Raw genomic sequence first — 16,878 nt, 5'->3', positions numbered from 1 at the left:
TTCCCAATTTGGTTGTAAAACGCATATAAAGGTGGGTATAATATTACTCAAGGAGTGATGATATGGACTATTCGATCTGTCCAAAATTAGAAAATGCAATGGGTGTGCTCGGTCAACGATGGACAGGACTCATCATCTATCAGCTGATGGCTGGTCCGAAGCGTTTCTGCCATCTGGAATCATCCATGGGTGTCAGTGGCCGTGTCCTCTCGGAGCGCCTTAAAACGCTTGAAAAAGAAGGTATTGTAAAAAGGGAAGTCTATCCGGAAACGCCGGTCAGAATCGAGTATATGCTCACTGACAAAGGTAAAGCCATGGAGCCGTTCATCAAAGAACTGCAGAAATGGGCTGAAGCGTGGTCCGAAGTTCCTCAGGAAGTTTAATTATCCAATGATCTAAAATAGCAAAAGGGGTATGTTCTTCTGAACACACCCCTTTTTTCTATATTCTGCGGCGTTCATATCTGCCATAGACCATGTAGTACACGATGATTCCCAAGACGACGAGTACAACCATCGAGCTGTAGAGTCCGCTGTAGCCGAGGGTCGGTACCAGTGTGCCGAGAATGTAGGAACCTACGCCAAGGCCGAAATCCAAAGCGATGAAATAAGTCGAAGTGGCAAGGCCGACATTTTTAGCATCCGCCACTTTGATGCACAGCGCCTGGGTGATCGACTGGAAGTTGCCGTAGCCGAACCCGAGGAGCACACCGGACAGCAGCAGCATGAAACCGGAAGACGTCTGTCCGAGCGCCAGATAGCCGAGCGCGAGCACGGCAAACGAAGGATAGATGACGATATTGGCACCACGCTGATCCATGATTCTGCCTGTAACGGGACGTGTAATCAGAATGATGGATGCATAGACAAGGAAGAAGTAGCTCGCAGTGGCAACCAGATTCTGTTCTTCTGCAAAGAGTGAAATGAACGACAATACTGTCGAATATGTCATGCAGATGATCAGCACAACGACGCCGATCGGCATGGCATTCTTATCAATCCATTCAAACTTGGGCTTCGGCTCTTTCGACAGGTCGACCGTCGTATTGTCCGTCTTGACGAAGATGGTGAAGACACTGGCAATCAGTACAAGCCCGAACACAATCATGAACAATGTCTGATAAGTGATATGCTGCAGCAGGAAGAACGCCATGAACGGACCGAGTGCTGTGGCCATGACAAAGCTCAGACTGAAGTAGCTGATGCCCTCTCCCCGGCGCGACTTCGGCAGTGCGAGTGCTGCGATGGTCCCGACTGCTGTCGTTGCGACCCCATTGGCCAGTCCATTGAAGAAGCGGACCAGCAGCAGCGTGGGCAAGTTTCCTGCGATGAAATAAAGGCCGTATGTGACGATGAACATCGCCGTCCCGATATACATGATCTTCTTCGCACCGAGTAGACTCAGCTGATGGCCGGTCAGAATCCGGCCGATCAGTGAACCGACGATGAAGATGCCGGCTACAAGCCCTGCTGTGCTGGTGGATACATTGAATTCATCCACCGCGTAGCCGCTGATCGTGACCATCAGCAGAAACATTGCGAGCATGATGAAGAAGTTGAATATGAATACAATGACAAAGTCCTTAGTCCAAAGACGTTCTTTTCCCATTTGACCATTCCTTAATATGTATGACTATCCCGCTATTCAATCCACATCATACCATATTTGATGAAAACACAAAAAAGCCGGTCATAGAGACCGGCATTCCATTTATGAATGGATTCTGTTCTGTACAGCAAATTTATGTGCGGCACGAGCGACTTCGCGCCCTTCTTTTATTGCCCATACAACGAGGCTCTGGCCGCGTCTGGCATCTCCCGCAGCGAATACTTTTTTGCGGTTCGTCTTGTAGTCATGGTCATCTGCAGCAATCCTGTTGTTTTCAAGATGCAGCTGGAATGCTTTCGGCAGCGCGCTCTCCACGCCTTCGAAACCGATGGAAAGCAGCACAAGATCTGCCTTGAAATAGCGTTCCTGATCTTCCATCGTTACATCCGTAAGCGGCTGCTGGCTGAGCACCTGTGTCTGTATGCCGTTCAGGTCGCCGACCAGATCGACATCATATGCCATCGTCTGTACTCCGTATGCACGTGGCTCCTGGCCAAATCTGCTTTCATATTCCGCATGGGCGTAGTCCAGCTTGAATACCTGCTTCTGCAGTGGCCAGAACGGGTTGCCGTCGACCTTGTCCGGCAGACGATCATACTTGTTCAGCTGGAAGACGGATTTGCATCCTTCCCTCAAAGCCATTGCCACACAGTCGGCACCTGTATCCCCACCACCGATGACGATGACGTGCTTGTCCTTGGCAGTGATGGATGGCGATTCGATCTCATCGAACTGATACTGGATCTGCTCTGTGAGATAGTCCATCGCAAACTGGATATCCTTGCTCTGCCTGCCTTCAAGCTTCAGATCCCTCTGCTTGCGCGCGCCTGTGGCAACGATGATGGCATCATACTTTTCGTCCAGCTCCTCATACGTCACGTCCTTGCCGACCTCGACATCGCAGATGAAATTGACACCGGCTGCCTCCATCAGTTCGACTCTGCGCTCGACGACCGCTTTATCAAGCTTCATGTTCGGAATGCCGTATCTCAGCAGCCCGCCCGGTTTGAAGTCCCTCTCATATACATCCACGTTGTGTCCCCATGCGTTCATCTCATCCGCTGCTGTCATCCCTGCCGGACCGCTGCCGATGATGGCGATGCGTGTCTCGAGTCTATGGTTCGGTGTCCTCGGCTCGACCCACCCCTGCTCGAATGCTTCATCGATGATGGTGCGCTCAATGCCTTTGATCGCAACCGGGTCGCTGTTGATGGACAGCACGCATGAAGATTCACATGGCGCCGGGCATACATTTCCGGTGAATTCCGGGAAGTTGTTGGTTTCCATCAGACGTCTGTAGGCTTCCTTGAACTGGCCTTTATATACAAGGTCGTTCCATTCAGGAATGTAGTTGCCGATCGGGCAGCCGACCGTTTCCTTGCCGACACTGGAACCCGTCTGGCAGAAAGGCGTGCCGCATTCCATGCAGCGCGCGCCTTGTTCACTTGCCTCCTCATTGCAGAAGCGATGCTGGAACGCTTCGTAATTGGAGAGCCTCTCTTTCAGGTCCGCTTCCGCCAGCGCTTTTCGGCTGTAGTTCATGAATCCTTTAAATTCGCCCATTTCACACCGCTCCTTTCTAGAATATATTCATCTTATCCAGTTCTTTGTCTTCGAAGACCAGTTCTCCGTTGAATGCTTTCAGTTCCGCTTCCGCCTGGGAGTGCTTGTTTTCCAGACCATAGCGGATTTTCTGCTGCATTTTCCTATATTCAGTCGGGATGACCTTGATGATTTCCAGTTCCCCTGCTTCTATTTTCCTGATTGCGTCACTTGCTCTGCCACTATTGGTGAATTCCTGATGGTCATAGAGCATGTGCATCACTTTTGCGAGCTCTTCCCTGTCTTCCACAAGGCCGACTTCAATCATTTCATGGTTCATGTTGACCTGGTTCTCGATGACGGACTTCTCATTGATGATATAGGCGATGCCACCGCTCATGCCTGCAGCAAAGTTCTTGCCGATGCTGCCGATGATGACGACACGGCCACCTGTCATATATTCAAGCCCGTGGTCACCGATGCCTTCGACAACAACTTCCGCGCCACTGTTCCTGACACCGAAGCGCTCACCCGCGACACCATTGATGAACACCTGGCCATCGATTGCACCGTACAGGCAGACGTTGCCGACGATGATGTCACGGCTTCTTTCCGCAACGGGCGCCTCGACGATGATGCGTCCACCGGAGATGCCCTTGCCGACATAGTCGTTCAAGTCTCCGATGTGGTGCATCGACAGACCTTTCGGTATGAATGCACCGTAGCTCTGACCGGCATGACCGAATGTGTTCACGCTGTATGTGCCGGTATCGAGCGTCGTCATGCCCTGCTTCTTTGTGATCAGGCTGCCAAGCTGGGTACCGATGTTTCTGTGTCTGTTCCTGACATGGTATGCCGCTTCATGCGGCTCGCCTGCAGCCACCTTCTCTTCGAAGTCAGGCAGCAGGTTGAGGTCATCGAGTGACCATTCGAACGGGTGCTTCTGGACGTCCACCTTTCTTCTGGCGCCATCAATCGGCGTCAGCAGTGGAGACAGATCGAGCTCACCGAGATGATGGTTGGCCGTCTTTTCGGTATCCACTTCAAGGTGCTCGACCGCACCGACGAGATCATCCATGGATTTCAGACCAAGCTCGGCCAGAATCTCCCTGATATCTTCAGCAATAAAGTGCATGAAGTTGACCACGTGCTCCGCCTTGCCGGTATAGAGCTTGCGCAGATCGCCATTCTGGGTGGCGATGCCGACCGGACACGTATCCTTATGGCAGACACGCATCATGATGCAGCCGAGTACGACAAGCGGTGCCGTCGCGAATGCGAATTCTTCTGCGCCAAGCGCGCACGCAATTGCTACATCACGACCGGTCATGAGCTTGCCGTCCGTCTCAAGCGTGACCCTGGACCTCAATCCATTCAGCTGCAATGTCTGATGGGCTTCCGTCAGACCGAGTTCCCACGGCAGTCCAGCATGCTGGATACTTGTCAGAGGCGAGGCACCTGTACCACCATCAAAGCCGCTGATGACAATCTTATCGGCATAGGCTTTCGCTACACCGGCAGCAATCGTACCGACGCCGCCTTTGGCAACGAGCTTCACCGAAATGTCCGCATCCTTGTTGGCATTCTTCAAGTCATGGATCAGCTGGGCCAGATCCTCGATGGAATAGATGTCATGGTGCGGTGGCGGTGAGATCAGACCGACACCTGGTGTCGAGTTGCGGATTTCAGCAACCCATGGATACACTTTCTGTCCTGGCAGCTGTCCACCTTCACCCGGCTTTGCCCCCTGTGCCACTTTGATCTGGATTTCCTTGGCGCTGTTCAGGTACTCGCTGTTGACGCCGAATCGTCCCGAAGCCACCTGCTTGATGGCACTGTTCAGGTTCCTGCCATCCGCTTTCGGTGCAAAACGTTCGCGGTGTTCTCCGCCTTCACCACTGTTGCTGCGTCCACCAATCTGGTTCATCGCTTCAGCAAGCGTTTCATGCGCCTCCTGGGAGAGGGATCCGAAACTCATCGCGCCTGTCTTGAAACGCTTCACGATCTCTTCCTTCGATTCGACCTGCTCGATGTCGATCGGGCGTCGGTTCTTGAACTTCAATAGGTGACGGATGCTTGAATTCTGACTGCCATGCATGTATGTCTTGTATTCTTCATACGCTTTCTTATCATTGGTACGGCAGGCGATCTGCAGCAGTCGGATGGAGTTCGGGTTGATGACATGGTCTTCACCCTGCTGGCGCCATTGAAATCTGCTTCCGGATTCGAGATGATCGAGCCTTCTATCCTGCATCTGCTTATTTCTATAATCGATATCTTCAATCGACAGGCCGCCAATCTTGGACGGTGCACTGCCGAAGTAGTCGTGCATGACGGATTTGCCGAGACCGACGGCTTCGAATACCTGTGCGCCATGATAGCTCTGGACAGTTGAAATGCCCATCTTCGCCATGACTTTGATGAGTCCTTCCGTCAGTGCCTTGTTGTAGGCAGCAACAGCCTTTGTATCTCCTCCGGAGACCGAAACGAGGGTCTCCTGTGCAATGTACGGCTGGACCGCATTGGCACCGAATCCGATCAGTGTCGCAACGTGATGCACTTCCCTGACTTCAGCCGTTCTTACGACGATGCTCGTCTTCGTGCGGCATTCACTATTGATGAGCGCCTGATGGACTGCACTTGTGGCAAGAAGTGATGGAATGGCATATCTGCCCGGCTCCTCCAGAATGCGCTCATCAGTCAGCACGATGACACCGTGCTTCTCAGCCTGCTCGGCAGCCTGATACTGGATAGATGATAGTGCATCCTTGAGTGAACCTGTATATGTTGCGTCTATTTCGATGACGCCGAGACGTTTTACATCCTCACGGTCCATGACGCGCTGGTCGATGACCGGAAGCTCCAGCTGGACACGGTCGACCGCCTTTACACCCGGTGCCAGCAGATGGCCTTCCTTGCCGAGGTAGGTGATTTCACTCGTTACAATCTTCTCGCGATAGGAATCGAGCGGCGGATTTGTCACTTGTGCAAAGTGCTGCTTGAAGTAGTCGAACAGCAGCTTTGAATGGCTCGACAGGAATGCAAGCGGCTGGTCGAAGCCCATTGCACCGATCGGATCCTTCACCTCACGCGTCAGCGGCTTCATATATTTCTCGATATCTTCTTTCGTATAGCCGAAGCGGACGAGCACTTCATGCAGTGTGTCCTTGTCGACCGGCTCACGTTTGAATGGCGCCGGCTCTACATGCTCACTGCGCTTCTGTGACATCCATTCGCTGTACGGTTTCTGTGTGGCAATGTCATGCTTCAGTTCATCGTTCTCGATGATCTTCGACTGGTCGAAGTCGACCAGCAGCAGCTTGCCTGGGCTCAACTGCCCTTTATAGAGTACTTCCGACTCTTCGACATCAACGACGCCGACTTCGGAGGAGTAGATGATTTCATTGCTTTTTGTGACATAGTAGCGACCCGGACGCAGACCGTTGCGGTCCGTCAGTGCACCAAGCTTATGGTTGTCACAGAAGCTGATCATTGTCGGGCCGTCCCACGGTTCCATCAGATAGCTGTAGAACTCGTAGAAATCCTTGACGGACGGGTTGTCATAGTCCTGATACTTCCAAGGTTCCGGAATCATGATCATCGCCGCCTGCTCCGGTGACATCGAGAGACTCATAAATTCCATGACATTGTCGACGATGGCCGAGTCACTGCCTGATTCATCGATGATGGCTTCTATTTTTCTGCCCTTCTCACCGAATGTATCCACCAGCCACTGCTTCGTGCGGGCTTTCATCCAGTTCATATTGCCTTTGATGGTATTGATTTCACCGTTATGCATCAGCAGGCGGTTCGGGTGCGCACGCGCCCAGCTCGGGAATGTATTCGTACTGAAGCGGGAATGGACGGAACCGAACTTCGACACATAGCGCGAATCATTCAAGTCCACATAGAACTGCTTGATCTGGCCGGCACGCAGCCACCCTTTATAGACGATCGTCTCATTTGAGAATGAAGCGACGTAGTGTCCGATATGTGCGGCCTCGAGGTTCTGCTCGATCATTTTCCTCATGTAATAGAGGTCAAGCGCCTCGTGGCAGTCTGTGACCACCTGCATGAACTGGGGCACCGTTTCACGGACGTTGTCCGCCAGCACATCGTCGTTGACCGGCAGATCCCTGAAGGCGATGACACGCTGGCCTTCTGCCGATACTGTCTCCTCTACGACTTTCTTGAAAGTGTCGAGAGATGCCCCGGTATCGATCAGATACATGCCGACGGAATATTGACCGAATCCGGGGAGACCATCAACCTCTTCCTGCAGGAGTGCATGTGGTATTTCAGTCATGATACCAGCGCCATCACCTGTCACACCATCATTACCGACACCACCCCGGTGATCCAATCTCTCGAGCATTTCAAGAGATTTGATGACGACACCATGGGAACGGATATTATCCATATTGGCATAGAAACCGATGCCGCATGCGTCGTGTTCGTCCATATAATGATATAAACCTTTTTGTTTGATTGGCTGATACAGACTCATACCAGGTCACCTCTTTTTCAGAATATTTTAGTAAGTCTATATTATCATCCGAACCACCTATACAATCAATATATCAATGATATAATATTAATATCAAAATTAGATTGGTGATGAAAATATGGAGATTAAACAGCTGAAATATTTCATCGAAACGGCCAGGCAGGAGCATATGACTGAAGCCGCATTGTCCTTGAACGTTGCCCAGTCGGCACTTTCCAGGCAGATCAATATGCTGGAAGGTGACCTTGGGGTCAAACTTTTCAATAGGGTCGGCAGAAATATCAAGTTGACCGATGCAGGTAAACTATTTTACGAAGACGCCGTAAGCATCATCGATGCCGTCGAAAGATCTAAAGAAAAGATCAATGAAGAGAACATATTGAAAAAATATACACTGAATATTCATATCACACGATCCGACATGACTTCGAAGGTGCTCCAGTCCCTGAACCAGTTTCTGAAACAGAATGAAGAAGTTGAATTCGCCATCCATACACTGGATGAAGCGAGCGTCGAGGAAAAACTGCTGGATGAAACACTCGACATCGTCATATCAGCAAACAGAGCCGATCACCACAACATCCAGAGTGCCCTCCTTTTCGAACAGAACTACTATTATGTATTCAGGGAAAGCAACAGCGTTCAGCTGCCCACCCGCGCTTCCTTCAATGAGCTCGAAGAGTTCCCGCTGGTCACCTATGATCCGGTATTCGACAGCAGCCAGCTGTTCAGGCGTGAGGATATCGGCACCTACAAGGACATGACCATCATCCAGCACCTTCTGATCGATCATGGACATGTCGCCATACTCACCCGCGAAGAGACGAAGCAGCTCACCTACAGCTATCCGAACTTCACCGTCCACAGTCTGAACCATCTGAACATCAAGCACCCGATGTACGTCAGCATGCGGAAGGACAACCAGAAGACATTTGTAAAGAGATGGTACAACCAGTTGCACCAGTCATTCAGTCCGTTATTTCAGCCATATTCAGATTAGATTCGATGATAAAGGGTAGAAGTGACATAGTTATAAAATAGGAGGGAATTTCATGAATAGAGAAGACTTCAAAAGCACTTTGAAAGAGATTCTGGACAACAATAAGATTGGGACCCTGGCTACCATCCGTGACAACAAGCCGATCAGCCGCTACATGTATTTCTATAATGATGGGCTGACATTGTACACGTATACAAAGCAAGACACGTATAAAGTGGAAGACCTTGAAGAAAACCCGCACGCCCACGTACTGCTCGGCTATGAAGAGAGGGACGACCTGGGTGAAAGATATGTAGAGATTCAAGGTCAAGCAAGCTTGCCGGAGGAAGTGTCATCGGATGTGGACAATTTGCTTTCAAATTTCGGCAAGCGTTATGAAAAGCTGAAAGAGGAAGGCGACCTTCAGATCATCAAGATCGATATCGAGGCCGCAAGAATTATGAATGATGACGATACAGAACCGAGGACTGTAGAACTATAAAAATGAATATAAGGCATCAGAGCTGAAAACGACCTGCTTCCATCAACCGGAAGCAGGTCGTTCATTCTATATGATGCCCTGTATTCTCAATACAACTTCGGCAATCAGGGCAGAGCCAAGAAATGTCCCAATGAACACGAGTATCGCAACAATAAGGGATTTCCAGCCCATCTCCTTGAAATCCAGCCAGTTCCTGCCGATGGATATGCCGGCATAGGCAAGAATCGGTGTTGTGATGGCAAGCAGTTCTATTTGGCTCGTCCAATCGACGATGTAGGCAGAACCGGGGAACCATGGTACGGAAATGATGATGCCGATCAGTGCGATATAGCCGACTGCCGGAATATTTACAGGTATGTATTCTTCCATGATCATGCCGAGCAGCGCGATGGCAATCAGCACAAGTATGCCTGGAACAGCGCCAAAGCTATAGATGTCGTAGCCAATCATGTTGCCAAGCAGGGTGACGCCTGCAAATATGAGAAGGATCAGTGTCCAGTCCATTATTTTTCTCATCATCTACTCTCCTCCAGCCTTGTTTCTATTCATCAGCGCATAGATCTTGTTGGCCAACGGGAGTCCAATCAGCATACTGACGTAGAGTCCGGTGGCAAGAGAGATCAGGTTGCTTGCTCCGGCTAGTGCGATGATCTGCGACTCGAGTTCCGGGTAGGCTGCTATCAATGTACCGCTGCCTGCTGCCATCATGCTGCCGCTGCCCACGCCGGATGCGAGCGCAAAGGATAGCGGGTGGATCGGTGTCACTGTCGCCAGCAGACCTGCAATCAGTCCGAGGAAGATGGCACCGAACACCGTACCGAAAATATACATTGTCATGACGCCCCGTCCTTCCGGGGAATCGAAACCGTAGCGGTCCATGATCAGACCGACGTTCGGCTCCCGTCCGATGGAGTGCGTCATGCCGACACTTTCACGCTTCATACCAAGCCATATCGCCACCGGAAGCGCCAGCAGGATCGTCCCGAGATTACCGAGCTCCTGCAGCAGCAGTGCCGGCCCGACCGCAATCAGGTCTTCGATCTGTGGACCGATGACAACACCGATTTTGGCAATGAGTACGCCGACACCCATGACAATCAGCGGTTCTGCGTTCTTCGACTGCTTCTTTTTGATGACCGGCGTAAAATAAAGACCGAATCCGATTGCCAGTGCATACAGCATCGGCAGCAGCAGTATTGCACCCGGTCCGACAGGAATCGAAATCTGGCCAATGAATTCGGTCAGTATGACGATGACCAGCACGACCGCATGCAGCCGCCAGTCTTTCAGGATGGATTTCAGTTCCACTTTCTCGCTCATAAAATACTCCTTTTCCCAATCAATGGTTTCATTTTCATAAGCACTCTTATGATTAAACTGAATATTATCACAAGCAATAAATAACAACAAACCTATTCTGAATAATAAAAAAAATGATCCGCACCCAGGCGGATCATTCCTCATCACTATCTATGATTTTGTTTTAAGCCTTCTGATCAGTTCATCCACCACGTCATCGGTCTGCCTGTCCCCACCAACGTCAGGTGTCAGGAATCCATCTGCCGTCACCTGCTCCATCGTATCGAGAAGCAGACTGCCCATCTCCTCTTCGCCGTGGTGATCGAGCAGCAGCTTTGCGGTCCAGATCTGTCCGATCGGATTGGCGACGCCTTTCCCGACGATGTCCGGTGCGGAACCGTGTACCGGCTCGAACATGGACGGATGCCTGCCGTTCAGGTTCAGGTTGGCTGAAGGCGCGATGCCGATGCTGCCCATGATGCCGGCGCCGATATCCGTCAGCACATCACCGAACAGGTTGCTTGCGACGATGACGTCATAGCGTTCCGGGTGTGTGACAAACGTCGCTGCCAGTGCATCGATGTGCTGGGAAACCGTATCGATATCTTTATATCCGGCCGCCGTCTCTTTGAACACTTCATCCCAGAACGGCATGGAGTGGAAAATGCCGTTGGATTTCGTTGCGCTTGTCACATGTCTGCGGCGTGACTGTGCAAGCTTGAAGGCATGCACCATCGCCTGTTTCGTCGCACGTTTCGAGAATACGTTGTTCTGGATGGCAATTTCATTATCCCCATGGTACATTCTTCCGCCGACGGAACTGTATTCCCCTTCGCTGTTCTCTCGTACAACGATAAGGTCGAAATCTTTCGGGTTGCGAAGCGGTGACTGGATGCCCTTGAACACCTTGGCCGGACGGACGTTGATCTCGAGTTCGAATTCCCGTCTGATCTTGAGCAGCAGCCCCCATAGTGAAATGTGGTCAGGCACTTTCGAAGCATCCCCGACAGCACCGAGGAATACACTGTCCGACTCCCTGAGACGGTCCATTCCATCTGCTGCCATCATGTCACCATGCTTGAGATAGTAGTCGCATCCGTAATCGAAATGTTCATATTCGAACGACAATCCACCATGCATTTCTGCAACCGTATCGAGGACTTTCAAAGCGTGGGGAACAACTTCTACACCGATGCCGTCCCCAGGTACTACAGCCAACTTGATCTTCTTCATATACATCCTCCTGTTGTTAAATCAGATTAAGGCCAAAAACCGATCCATCTCCAGTAAGTATACGCGATGGTAACCATAATTACGATGCTTGCGAGTGTCAGCCAGAGCCCGGGCCACAGGAAATCCTTCTGGCTGACCCGTCCGGTTCCATGCACGACAACGTTCGGCATCGTTTCGACAACCAGCAGAAAACCGAGCATCATTGCCATCGCGGAGGCCACGACGATCACCACCGGATCCACCCCTGCCTGCACCGACAGGCTGATCAGTACCGGCATGAGGGTGATGACAGCTGTCGATACATTGGTCACACCGAGGTGGTAGACCTGCGACAGTATGATCGCGATCGGAATCGCCAGCCACGGATTGCTGAATATATCAAGTACAATCTGCGGGGAGATCAGCACTTCCAATAGATCGATTGCCCCCGACTCTATTAATGAGTAGCCGAGAGAAAGCGTTGCACCGATCAGCAGCACGATGCCTAAATTGATGTCGAGCATCTTCTTCCAGTCTGCAAAGCCGGTCCCGGGAAGCGACATCAGTACAACCGCAAGCAGTGCAGCAAACGTCGGATGGTAGCCATGCCAGGATTCAGTGAACCAGATCAGGATTGTGACGGCCAGGATCGCAGTACATTTCTTTTCTTCCACAGTCAGCCTGCCGAGCGACTGGTATTTGCCCTGCATCTTATTTTGCAGCCGATCAAAAGAATGCGCTTCAGGCGGGTAGCTTCTCCAGACGATATACATTGTTGCCAGTACGAGCACCAGCCATACTGGTGCTGCATAGATGAACCACTGGAGATAGGAGATCGAGACACCTTCATACAATCTTAAGATTTCTATGGCCAGAATATTGCCGATGCCGGCAGTCAGGACGACAATTCCACTGACATTCCCGCCGAAAGCCGCACCGATGTACATCAGCTTGTTGAAGTTCGAGCGCGCGTCGACCCCTGTTTCCTCGATGATGTTGCTGAGTACAGGAACCATGAGCGATGCCCGGACAGCTGTCGCGGGAATGAAGAATGCCTGGATCTGCATCAGAATAAAGAAGCCCACGTAGATCCCCCTGGCCGTCCCTCCCATTCGAGCCAGCAGAAAGTAGGTCATCCGTTTGACAAGGAGTGTCTGGTTCACGCCCACCGCCATCATCATGCCACCAATGATCAGAAAGACGGCCGGCGAAGCAAATCCACTCAATATAACATCCATCTCAGTGCCCTTCATCGCGATGAGCAGTATAAGGATGATGATTGAGGTCAGATCGATCGGAATCGGCGCAAATGCCCAGAGGACCAGTCCAAACAGCGTAATCGCAATCGTACTTCTCGCTGGCCATGATACCGACTCCGGCAGAAGCAGGAGGACGGCAAAGAACAGGACGACAGCAGAAATGAACACAGCAATCCGGCTCCATTTCATACGACTGGTCCGCTTATCCCTGTCCCTCATCCGACTGCCTCCTCTGATATCCAGAATCCATTTGAATCAATTATATAAAAAGGCTCTGCCGAAGCAAAGCCATTCACTGCAATATAATTTGAAAGAATCAATCCACTCACACCGGCAACCCGCTTCATTTTCATTCCAGACCAAGATCTTCCGAATTTGCCTTCCGGATTTCTTTCAGCAAGGTACTGTCTTCTATCAGGGAGTGTCCGTATGAAGGAATCATCTCCTTTATTTTAGGCTCCCATTTCTCCATATACTGCGGGAAGTTCTTCTCAAAGACCTCGAGTGCAACAGATACAGATGTAGAAGCGCCTGGAGATTCTCCCAGCAAGGCCATGACGGACTTGTCCCGGGAGTGGACAACCTCTGTTCCAAATTGAATATATCCCTTTCCATACTCTTTTGTATCTTTGATCACCTGCACACGTTTCCCGGCTATGATCAGATCCCAATCCTCGTCTTTTGCTTCAGGTACAAATTTCCGCAGCTCCTTCATCCGGTCTGCCTTGTTCATCATGACCTGCTGGATGGAATACTTGACCAGCGGAACGTTCTTCACACCGGCAGACAGCATGGTCAGTATGTTGCCCGGATTGATGGATCTGAAAAGGTCAAGGTTGGAGCCATTCTTCAGGAATTTGGGACCTATAGCTGCAAAAGGCCCAAACAACAGACTCTGGTCCCCTTGAATATACCGTCTATCCAGATGCGGCACTGTCATCGGCGGCGTATTGGGTGGCTCTTTCCCGTAGACTTTGGCACCATGCCGCGCTACTATTTCCGGATTCCTACACACTAGAAATGCACCGCTTATCGGGAAACCACCGAGATTCCTGCTCTCCGGAATTTTTGTTTTCTGCAGCATGGGAATTGCGTTGCCGCCGGCACCAATGAATATATAATCTGCGACATGATATTCAACCTCATCTTCTTCAAGGTTACGTACCTTGACGCCCCATTTGCCATCCCTTCTTCTTTCGAAATCAAGGACCTCGTGATTATAATGCACTTCTGCGTTATCGTGTCCACTGATGCTTTTCATCATTTTTCGAGTCAGTTCACCAAAATTGACATCGGTTCCCGTGTCCATCTTACTCGCAGCAACCACTGCATCCGATGCACGTCCTTCTGTCATCAGAGGGATCCACTTTTCCAGTTGCTTGAGGTCCTCCGAATACTCCATGCCTTCAAACATCGGCAATGGGGATAATGCCTCATACCGTTTCCTCAGGAAATTCACATTATCTGTGCCCTGTACAAAACTGATATGAGGTAATTGACGGATGAATTCCTCCGGGTTCTGTATCTCCTTATTTCTGACCAGATAGGACCAGAACTGCATGGAAACTTCAAACTGTTCATTTATTTCTTTTGCCTTTTCAGTATCTATGGAACCGTCTTCCTGTTCGACCGTATAGTTCAATTCACATAACGCAGCATGGCCTGTGCCGGCATTATTACTTTCGTTGGAACTCTCTATCGCCGGCTTATCCAGTCTTTCAAACACCTTCATGTTCCAGTCCGGCTCTATATTCTTTAGAAATGAACCAAAAGTACTGCTTAGAATACCAGCACCTATCAGTATGATTTTTTTCGGTTCTGTATCTTTCATTTTACAATCACCTTTCCAATTTATAATGATTTGCTTCAATAGCAATTTTCTTCTAATTTGTTTCTGCACGCTTCTGGGAACGTAAGATCATTGTGAGCAGGACTGTCAATACAGCGATGATAAGGAAAATCCCTATATTCAAGCCCAGTCCGTTCACCCATACATATCCGACAGCCCCTGCAAGGACGAGGTAGAAGATGGTCGGAATAAGGAGCCTTGATATCAGTGTCCCCTCTTTGCCGATCAGCCCTGCAGCGGCACTCGCAGCGACAACATTATGCACACAGATCATATTTCCTGCTGCCCCGCCGACTGCCTGGAGTGCGACGATATAGAGCGGGTTGGCTCCAATCTCGTCGGCCACCCCGAACTGGAACAGACCGAACATCATATTGCTGACCGTATTGCTGCCGGCGGCAAAGGCGCCCATCGCCCCGATTGCAGGAGACACGAGCGGCCAGTTATCTCCGAACAGGCTTGCAGCACCTTGTGCCAGTACAAGCGGCATGGAATCGAACCCGGCGTCGTTGAGTCCTGAATTGATGAACACCTGTACAAGGGGTACGGAAACAATCAGCGCTGCCATGGCTGCCACTATCGTCCTGCCCGAAACCTTGAATGCATTTGCCATCCCCTTGCCGTCAAGGCCATGCAGCCATCCTGAAAGGATTGCAACCACAATGAATACGACACCTGGAATCATGAGTGGCGTCAGATTGTGCGTGATGTCGGTCCCCAATATATTTTCAAAGGAAATGACCCAGCTTGAAACGATTGCCTTGAGTCCGAGTGCCTCGACGCGTGTGATAACCAGCAGTAGTGCCACGAGCACATAAGGCATCCAAGCCTTGACCATTGAAATCTTCTTTGTCGGCTTAACATCTGCAGCAATATCGCTGAGCCATGACTTCTGCCATGATTCACGCGGCTCAAAATCGAATGTGGTTTTTGGCATCAGGAATCCTTTCTTCGCTAATGGAATGACGATTGCCATCCCAATAAGGCCACCGAGCAGTGACGGAAATTCAGGTCCCAGGAAATTGGCGACCAATGTAAAGGGAATGACAAATGCAAGCCCTGCAAAGATTGCAAAGGGCCATATTGCGAAGCCTTCCCTGAAACTTCTGTTCCTGCCGAAGAATTTTGTCAGCATGGCCGACATGAGAAGCGGCACAAATAGACCGACAATGGCATGGAATATTGATACTTGACCGCCCACCTCAAAGATGAAGTTCGACATTTCCTGACCGCTGCCATCTATGTAGTTGTTGACGACAGGCTGATTTTCAAGACTTGTATTCACCCCGACGAGGATCGGCGTCCCTACCGCGCCATATGAAACCGGTGTGGACTGCAGCATCAGTGCAACCATCACTGCAGCCAGTGCGGGGAAGCCGAGCGCAATCAGAAGCGGACCTACAATCGTTGCCGGCGCCCCCCATCCTGCTGCGCCTTCGAGAAATGTTCCGAACAGCCAGGCAACGATGATTGCCTGGACCCTTCTATCCGGAGATATGCTTGTAAATGATGCCCGGATCGTATCCACTGCACCGCTCTCCTTGAGCATATTCAGCAGAAGTACTGCGCCGAAAACAATAACACCGACCTCAAGCGCGGTCATGACACCCTTCAGCGACGCTGCTGTGATGCTGACAGCCCCCATCTGCCAGCCGAAATACGCAATAAGCACCGTAATGATGAAACTGAAAAACATCCCTTTTCTGGCTGACCACCTTAATATGACGAGAAAGAAGAAAATGGATAAAATCGGCAAAAGACTCATTAGAATCAGCATGAATAACCTCCATACTCCATATTTGGCTACAGTCAACCAGTCATCAGATGACTATATCTCTCCATATTCTATGAAAGCGATTTCTTTTTGTCAAATTATTTTTAAAAAAAAGAGACCACCAGGTCTCCCAGATTGAAGACAAACCCCGTTTTGACACGGTGTTTGTCTTCTTTTTTGTATTTTTATGGATCCCGAATCGTGGGCGCTACCATGGCGAGTTAGAGGGCTAATTCACCATCGTGGGCGCTACCATGGCGAGTTAGAGGGCCAACTCACCGTCGTGGGCGCTACCATGGCAAGTTAGAGGGCCAACTCACCGTCGTGGGCGCTACCATGGCAAGTTA

12 protein-coding genes are annotated in these 16,878 nt (G+C 50.5%); 3 read left to right on the top strand and 9 right to left on the bottom strand.

Annotation, left to right across the window (positions count from 1 at the left end):
• Positions 1 to 62 precede the first annotated feature (62 nt).
• Entirely contained in the window at positions 63 to 383 is a 321-nt protein-coding gene (locus J4760_RS07200; protein WP_145289380.1) for a winged helix-turn-helix transcriptional regulator, read from the top strand.
• Positions 384 to 441: 58 nt separating this feature from the next.
• Here J4760_RS07200 and J4760_RS07195 read toward each other — a convergent pair whose 3' ends face one another.
• From J4760_RS07195 to gltB, 3 genes are all read right to left on the bottom strand, one after another.
• A complete protein-coding gene (locus J4760_RS07195; protein WP_237605270.1) occupies positions 442 to 1,608 on the bottom strand; it encodes an MFS transporter in 1,167 nt (388 codons plus the stop codon).
• 102 nt (positions 1,609 to 1,710) lie between these two features.
• Positions 1,711 to 3,171, bottom strand: a complete 1,461-nt coding sequence (locus J4760_RS07190) for a glutamate synthase subunit beta (RefSeq protein ID WP_237605269.1) — start codon at positions 3,169 to 3,171, stop codon at positions 1,711 to 1,713.
• Positions 3,172 to 3,187: 16 nt separating this feature from the next.
• On the bottom strand, positions 3,188 to 7,657 hold the full coding sequence (gene gltB / locus J4760_RS07185) for a glutamate synthase large subunit (protein ID WP_237605268.1): 4,470 nt from the start codon (positions 7,655 to 7,657) through the stop codon (positions 3,188 to 3,190).
• A 118-nt stretch (positions 7,658 to 7,775) separates the two neighbouring features.
• Here gltB and J4760_RS07180 point away from each other — a divergent pair, with 118 nt between their 5' ends.
• Together J4760_RS07180 and J4760_RS07175 are read left to right on the top strand one after the other, a co-directional pair.
• On the top strand, positions 7,776 to 8,657 hold the full coding sequence (locus tag J4760_RS07180; protein ID WP_145289391.1) for a LysR family transcriptional regulator: 882 nt from the start codon (positions 7,776 to 7,778) through the stop codon (positions 8,655 to 8,657).
• 52 nt (positions 8,658 to 8,709) lie between these two features.
• A complete protein-coding gene (locus J4760_RS07175) occupies positions 8,710 to 9,138 on the top strand; it encodes a pyridoxamine 5'-phosphate oxidase family protein (RefSeq protein ID WP_237605267.1) in 429 nt (142 codons plus the stop codon).
• A 66-nt stretch (positions 9,139 to 9,204) separates the two neighbouring features.
• Here the strand turns inward: J4760_RS07175 and J4760_RS07170 are convergent, their stop codons facing one another.
• From J4760_RS07170 to J4760_RS07145, 6 genes are all read right to left on the bottom strand, one after another.
• Complete coding sequence (locus tag J4760_RS07170) at positions 9,205 to 9,657, bottom strand: hypothetical protein (RefSeq protein ID WP_237605266.1); 453 nt, start codon at positions 9,655 to 9,657, stop codon at positions 9,205 to 9,207.
• Complete coding sequence (locus tag J4760_RS07165) at positions 9,658 to 10,458, bottom strand: DUF3100 domain-containing protein (protein ID WP_145289398.1); 801 nt, start codon at positions 10,456 to 10,458, stop codon at positions 9,658 to 9,660.
• A gap of 150 nt (positions 10,459 to 10,608) precedes the next feature.
• Positions 10,609 to 11,670 carry a tartrate dehydrogenase gene (locus J4760_RS07160; RefSeq protein ID WP_237605265.1) on the bottom strand — a complete coding sequence of 354 codons (1,062 nt, stop codon included), beginning with the start codon at positions 11,668 to 11,670 and terminating at the stop codon, positions 10,609 to 10,611.
• A gap of 26 nt (positions 11,671 to 11,696) precedes the next feature.
• Positions 11,697 to 13,127 carry an SLC13 family permease gene (locus tag J4760_RS07155; RefSeq protein WP_237605264.1) on the bottom strand — a complete coding sequence of 477 codons (1,431 nt, stop codon included), beginning with the start codon at positions 13,125 to 13,127 and terminating at the stop codon, positions 11,697 to 11,699.
• Positions 13,128 to 13,257: 130 nt separating this feature from the next.
• Positions 13,258 to 14,739 (bottom strand): malate dehydrogenase (quinone), encoded by a 1,482-nt coding sequence (mqo, locus tag J4760_RS07150; RefSeq protein WP_237605263.1) that lies wholly within the window; start codon positions 14,737 to 14,739, stop codon positions 13,258 to 13,260.
• 52 nt (positions 14,740 to 14,791) lie between these two features.
• On the bottom strand, positions 14,792 to 16,534 hold the full coding sequence (locus J4760_RS07145; protein ID WP_237605262.1) for an L-lactate permease: 1,743 nt from the start codon (positions 16,532 to 16,534) through the stop codon (positions 14,792 to 14,794).
• Positions 16,535 to 16,878: the final 344 nt, after the last annotated feature.

Origin of the sequence: Salinicoccus sp. ID82-1 (assembly GCF_021991715.1) — a bacterium.
Taxonomy (GTDB): Bacteria; Bacillota; Bacilli; order Staphylococcales; family Salinicoccaceae; genus Salinicoccus; species Salinicoccus cyprini.
The sequence above is the reverse complement of the archived record's forward strand: the minus strand, read 5'-3'. Positions and strand labels throughout refer to the sequence as shown.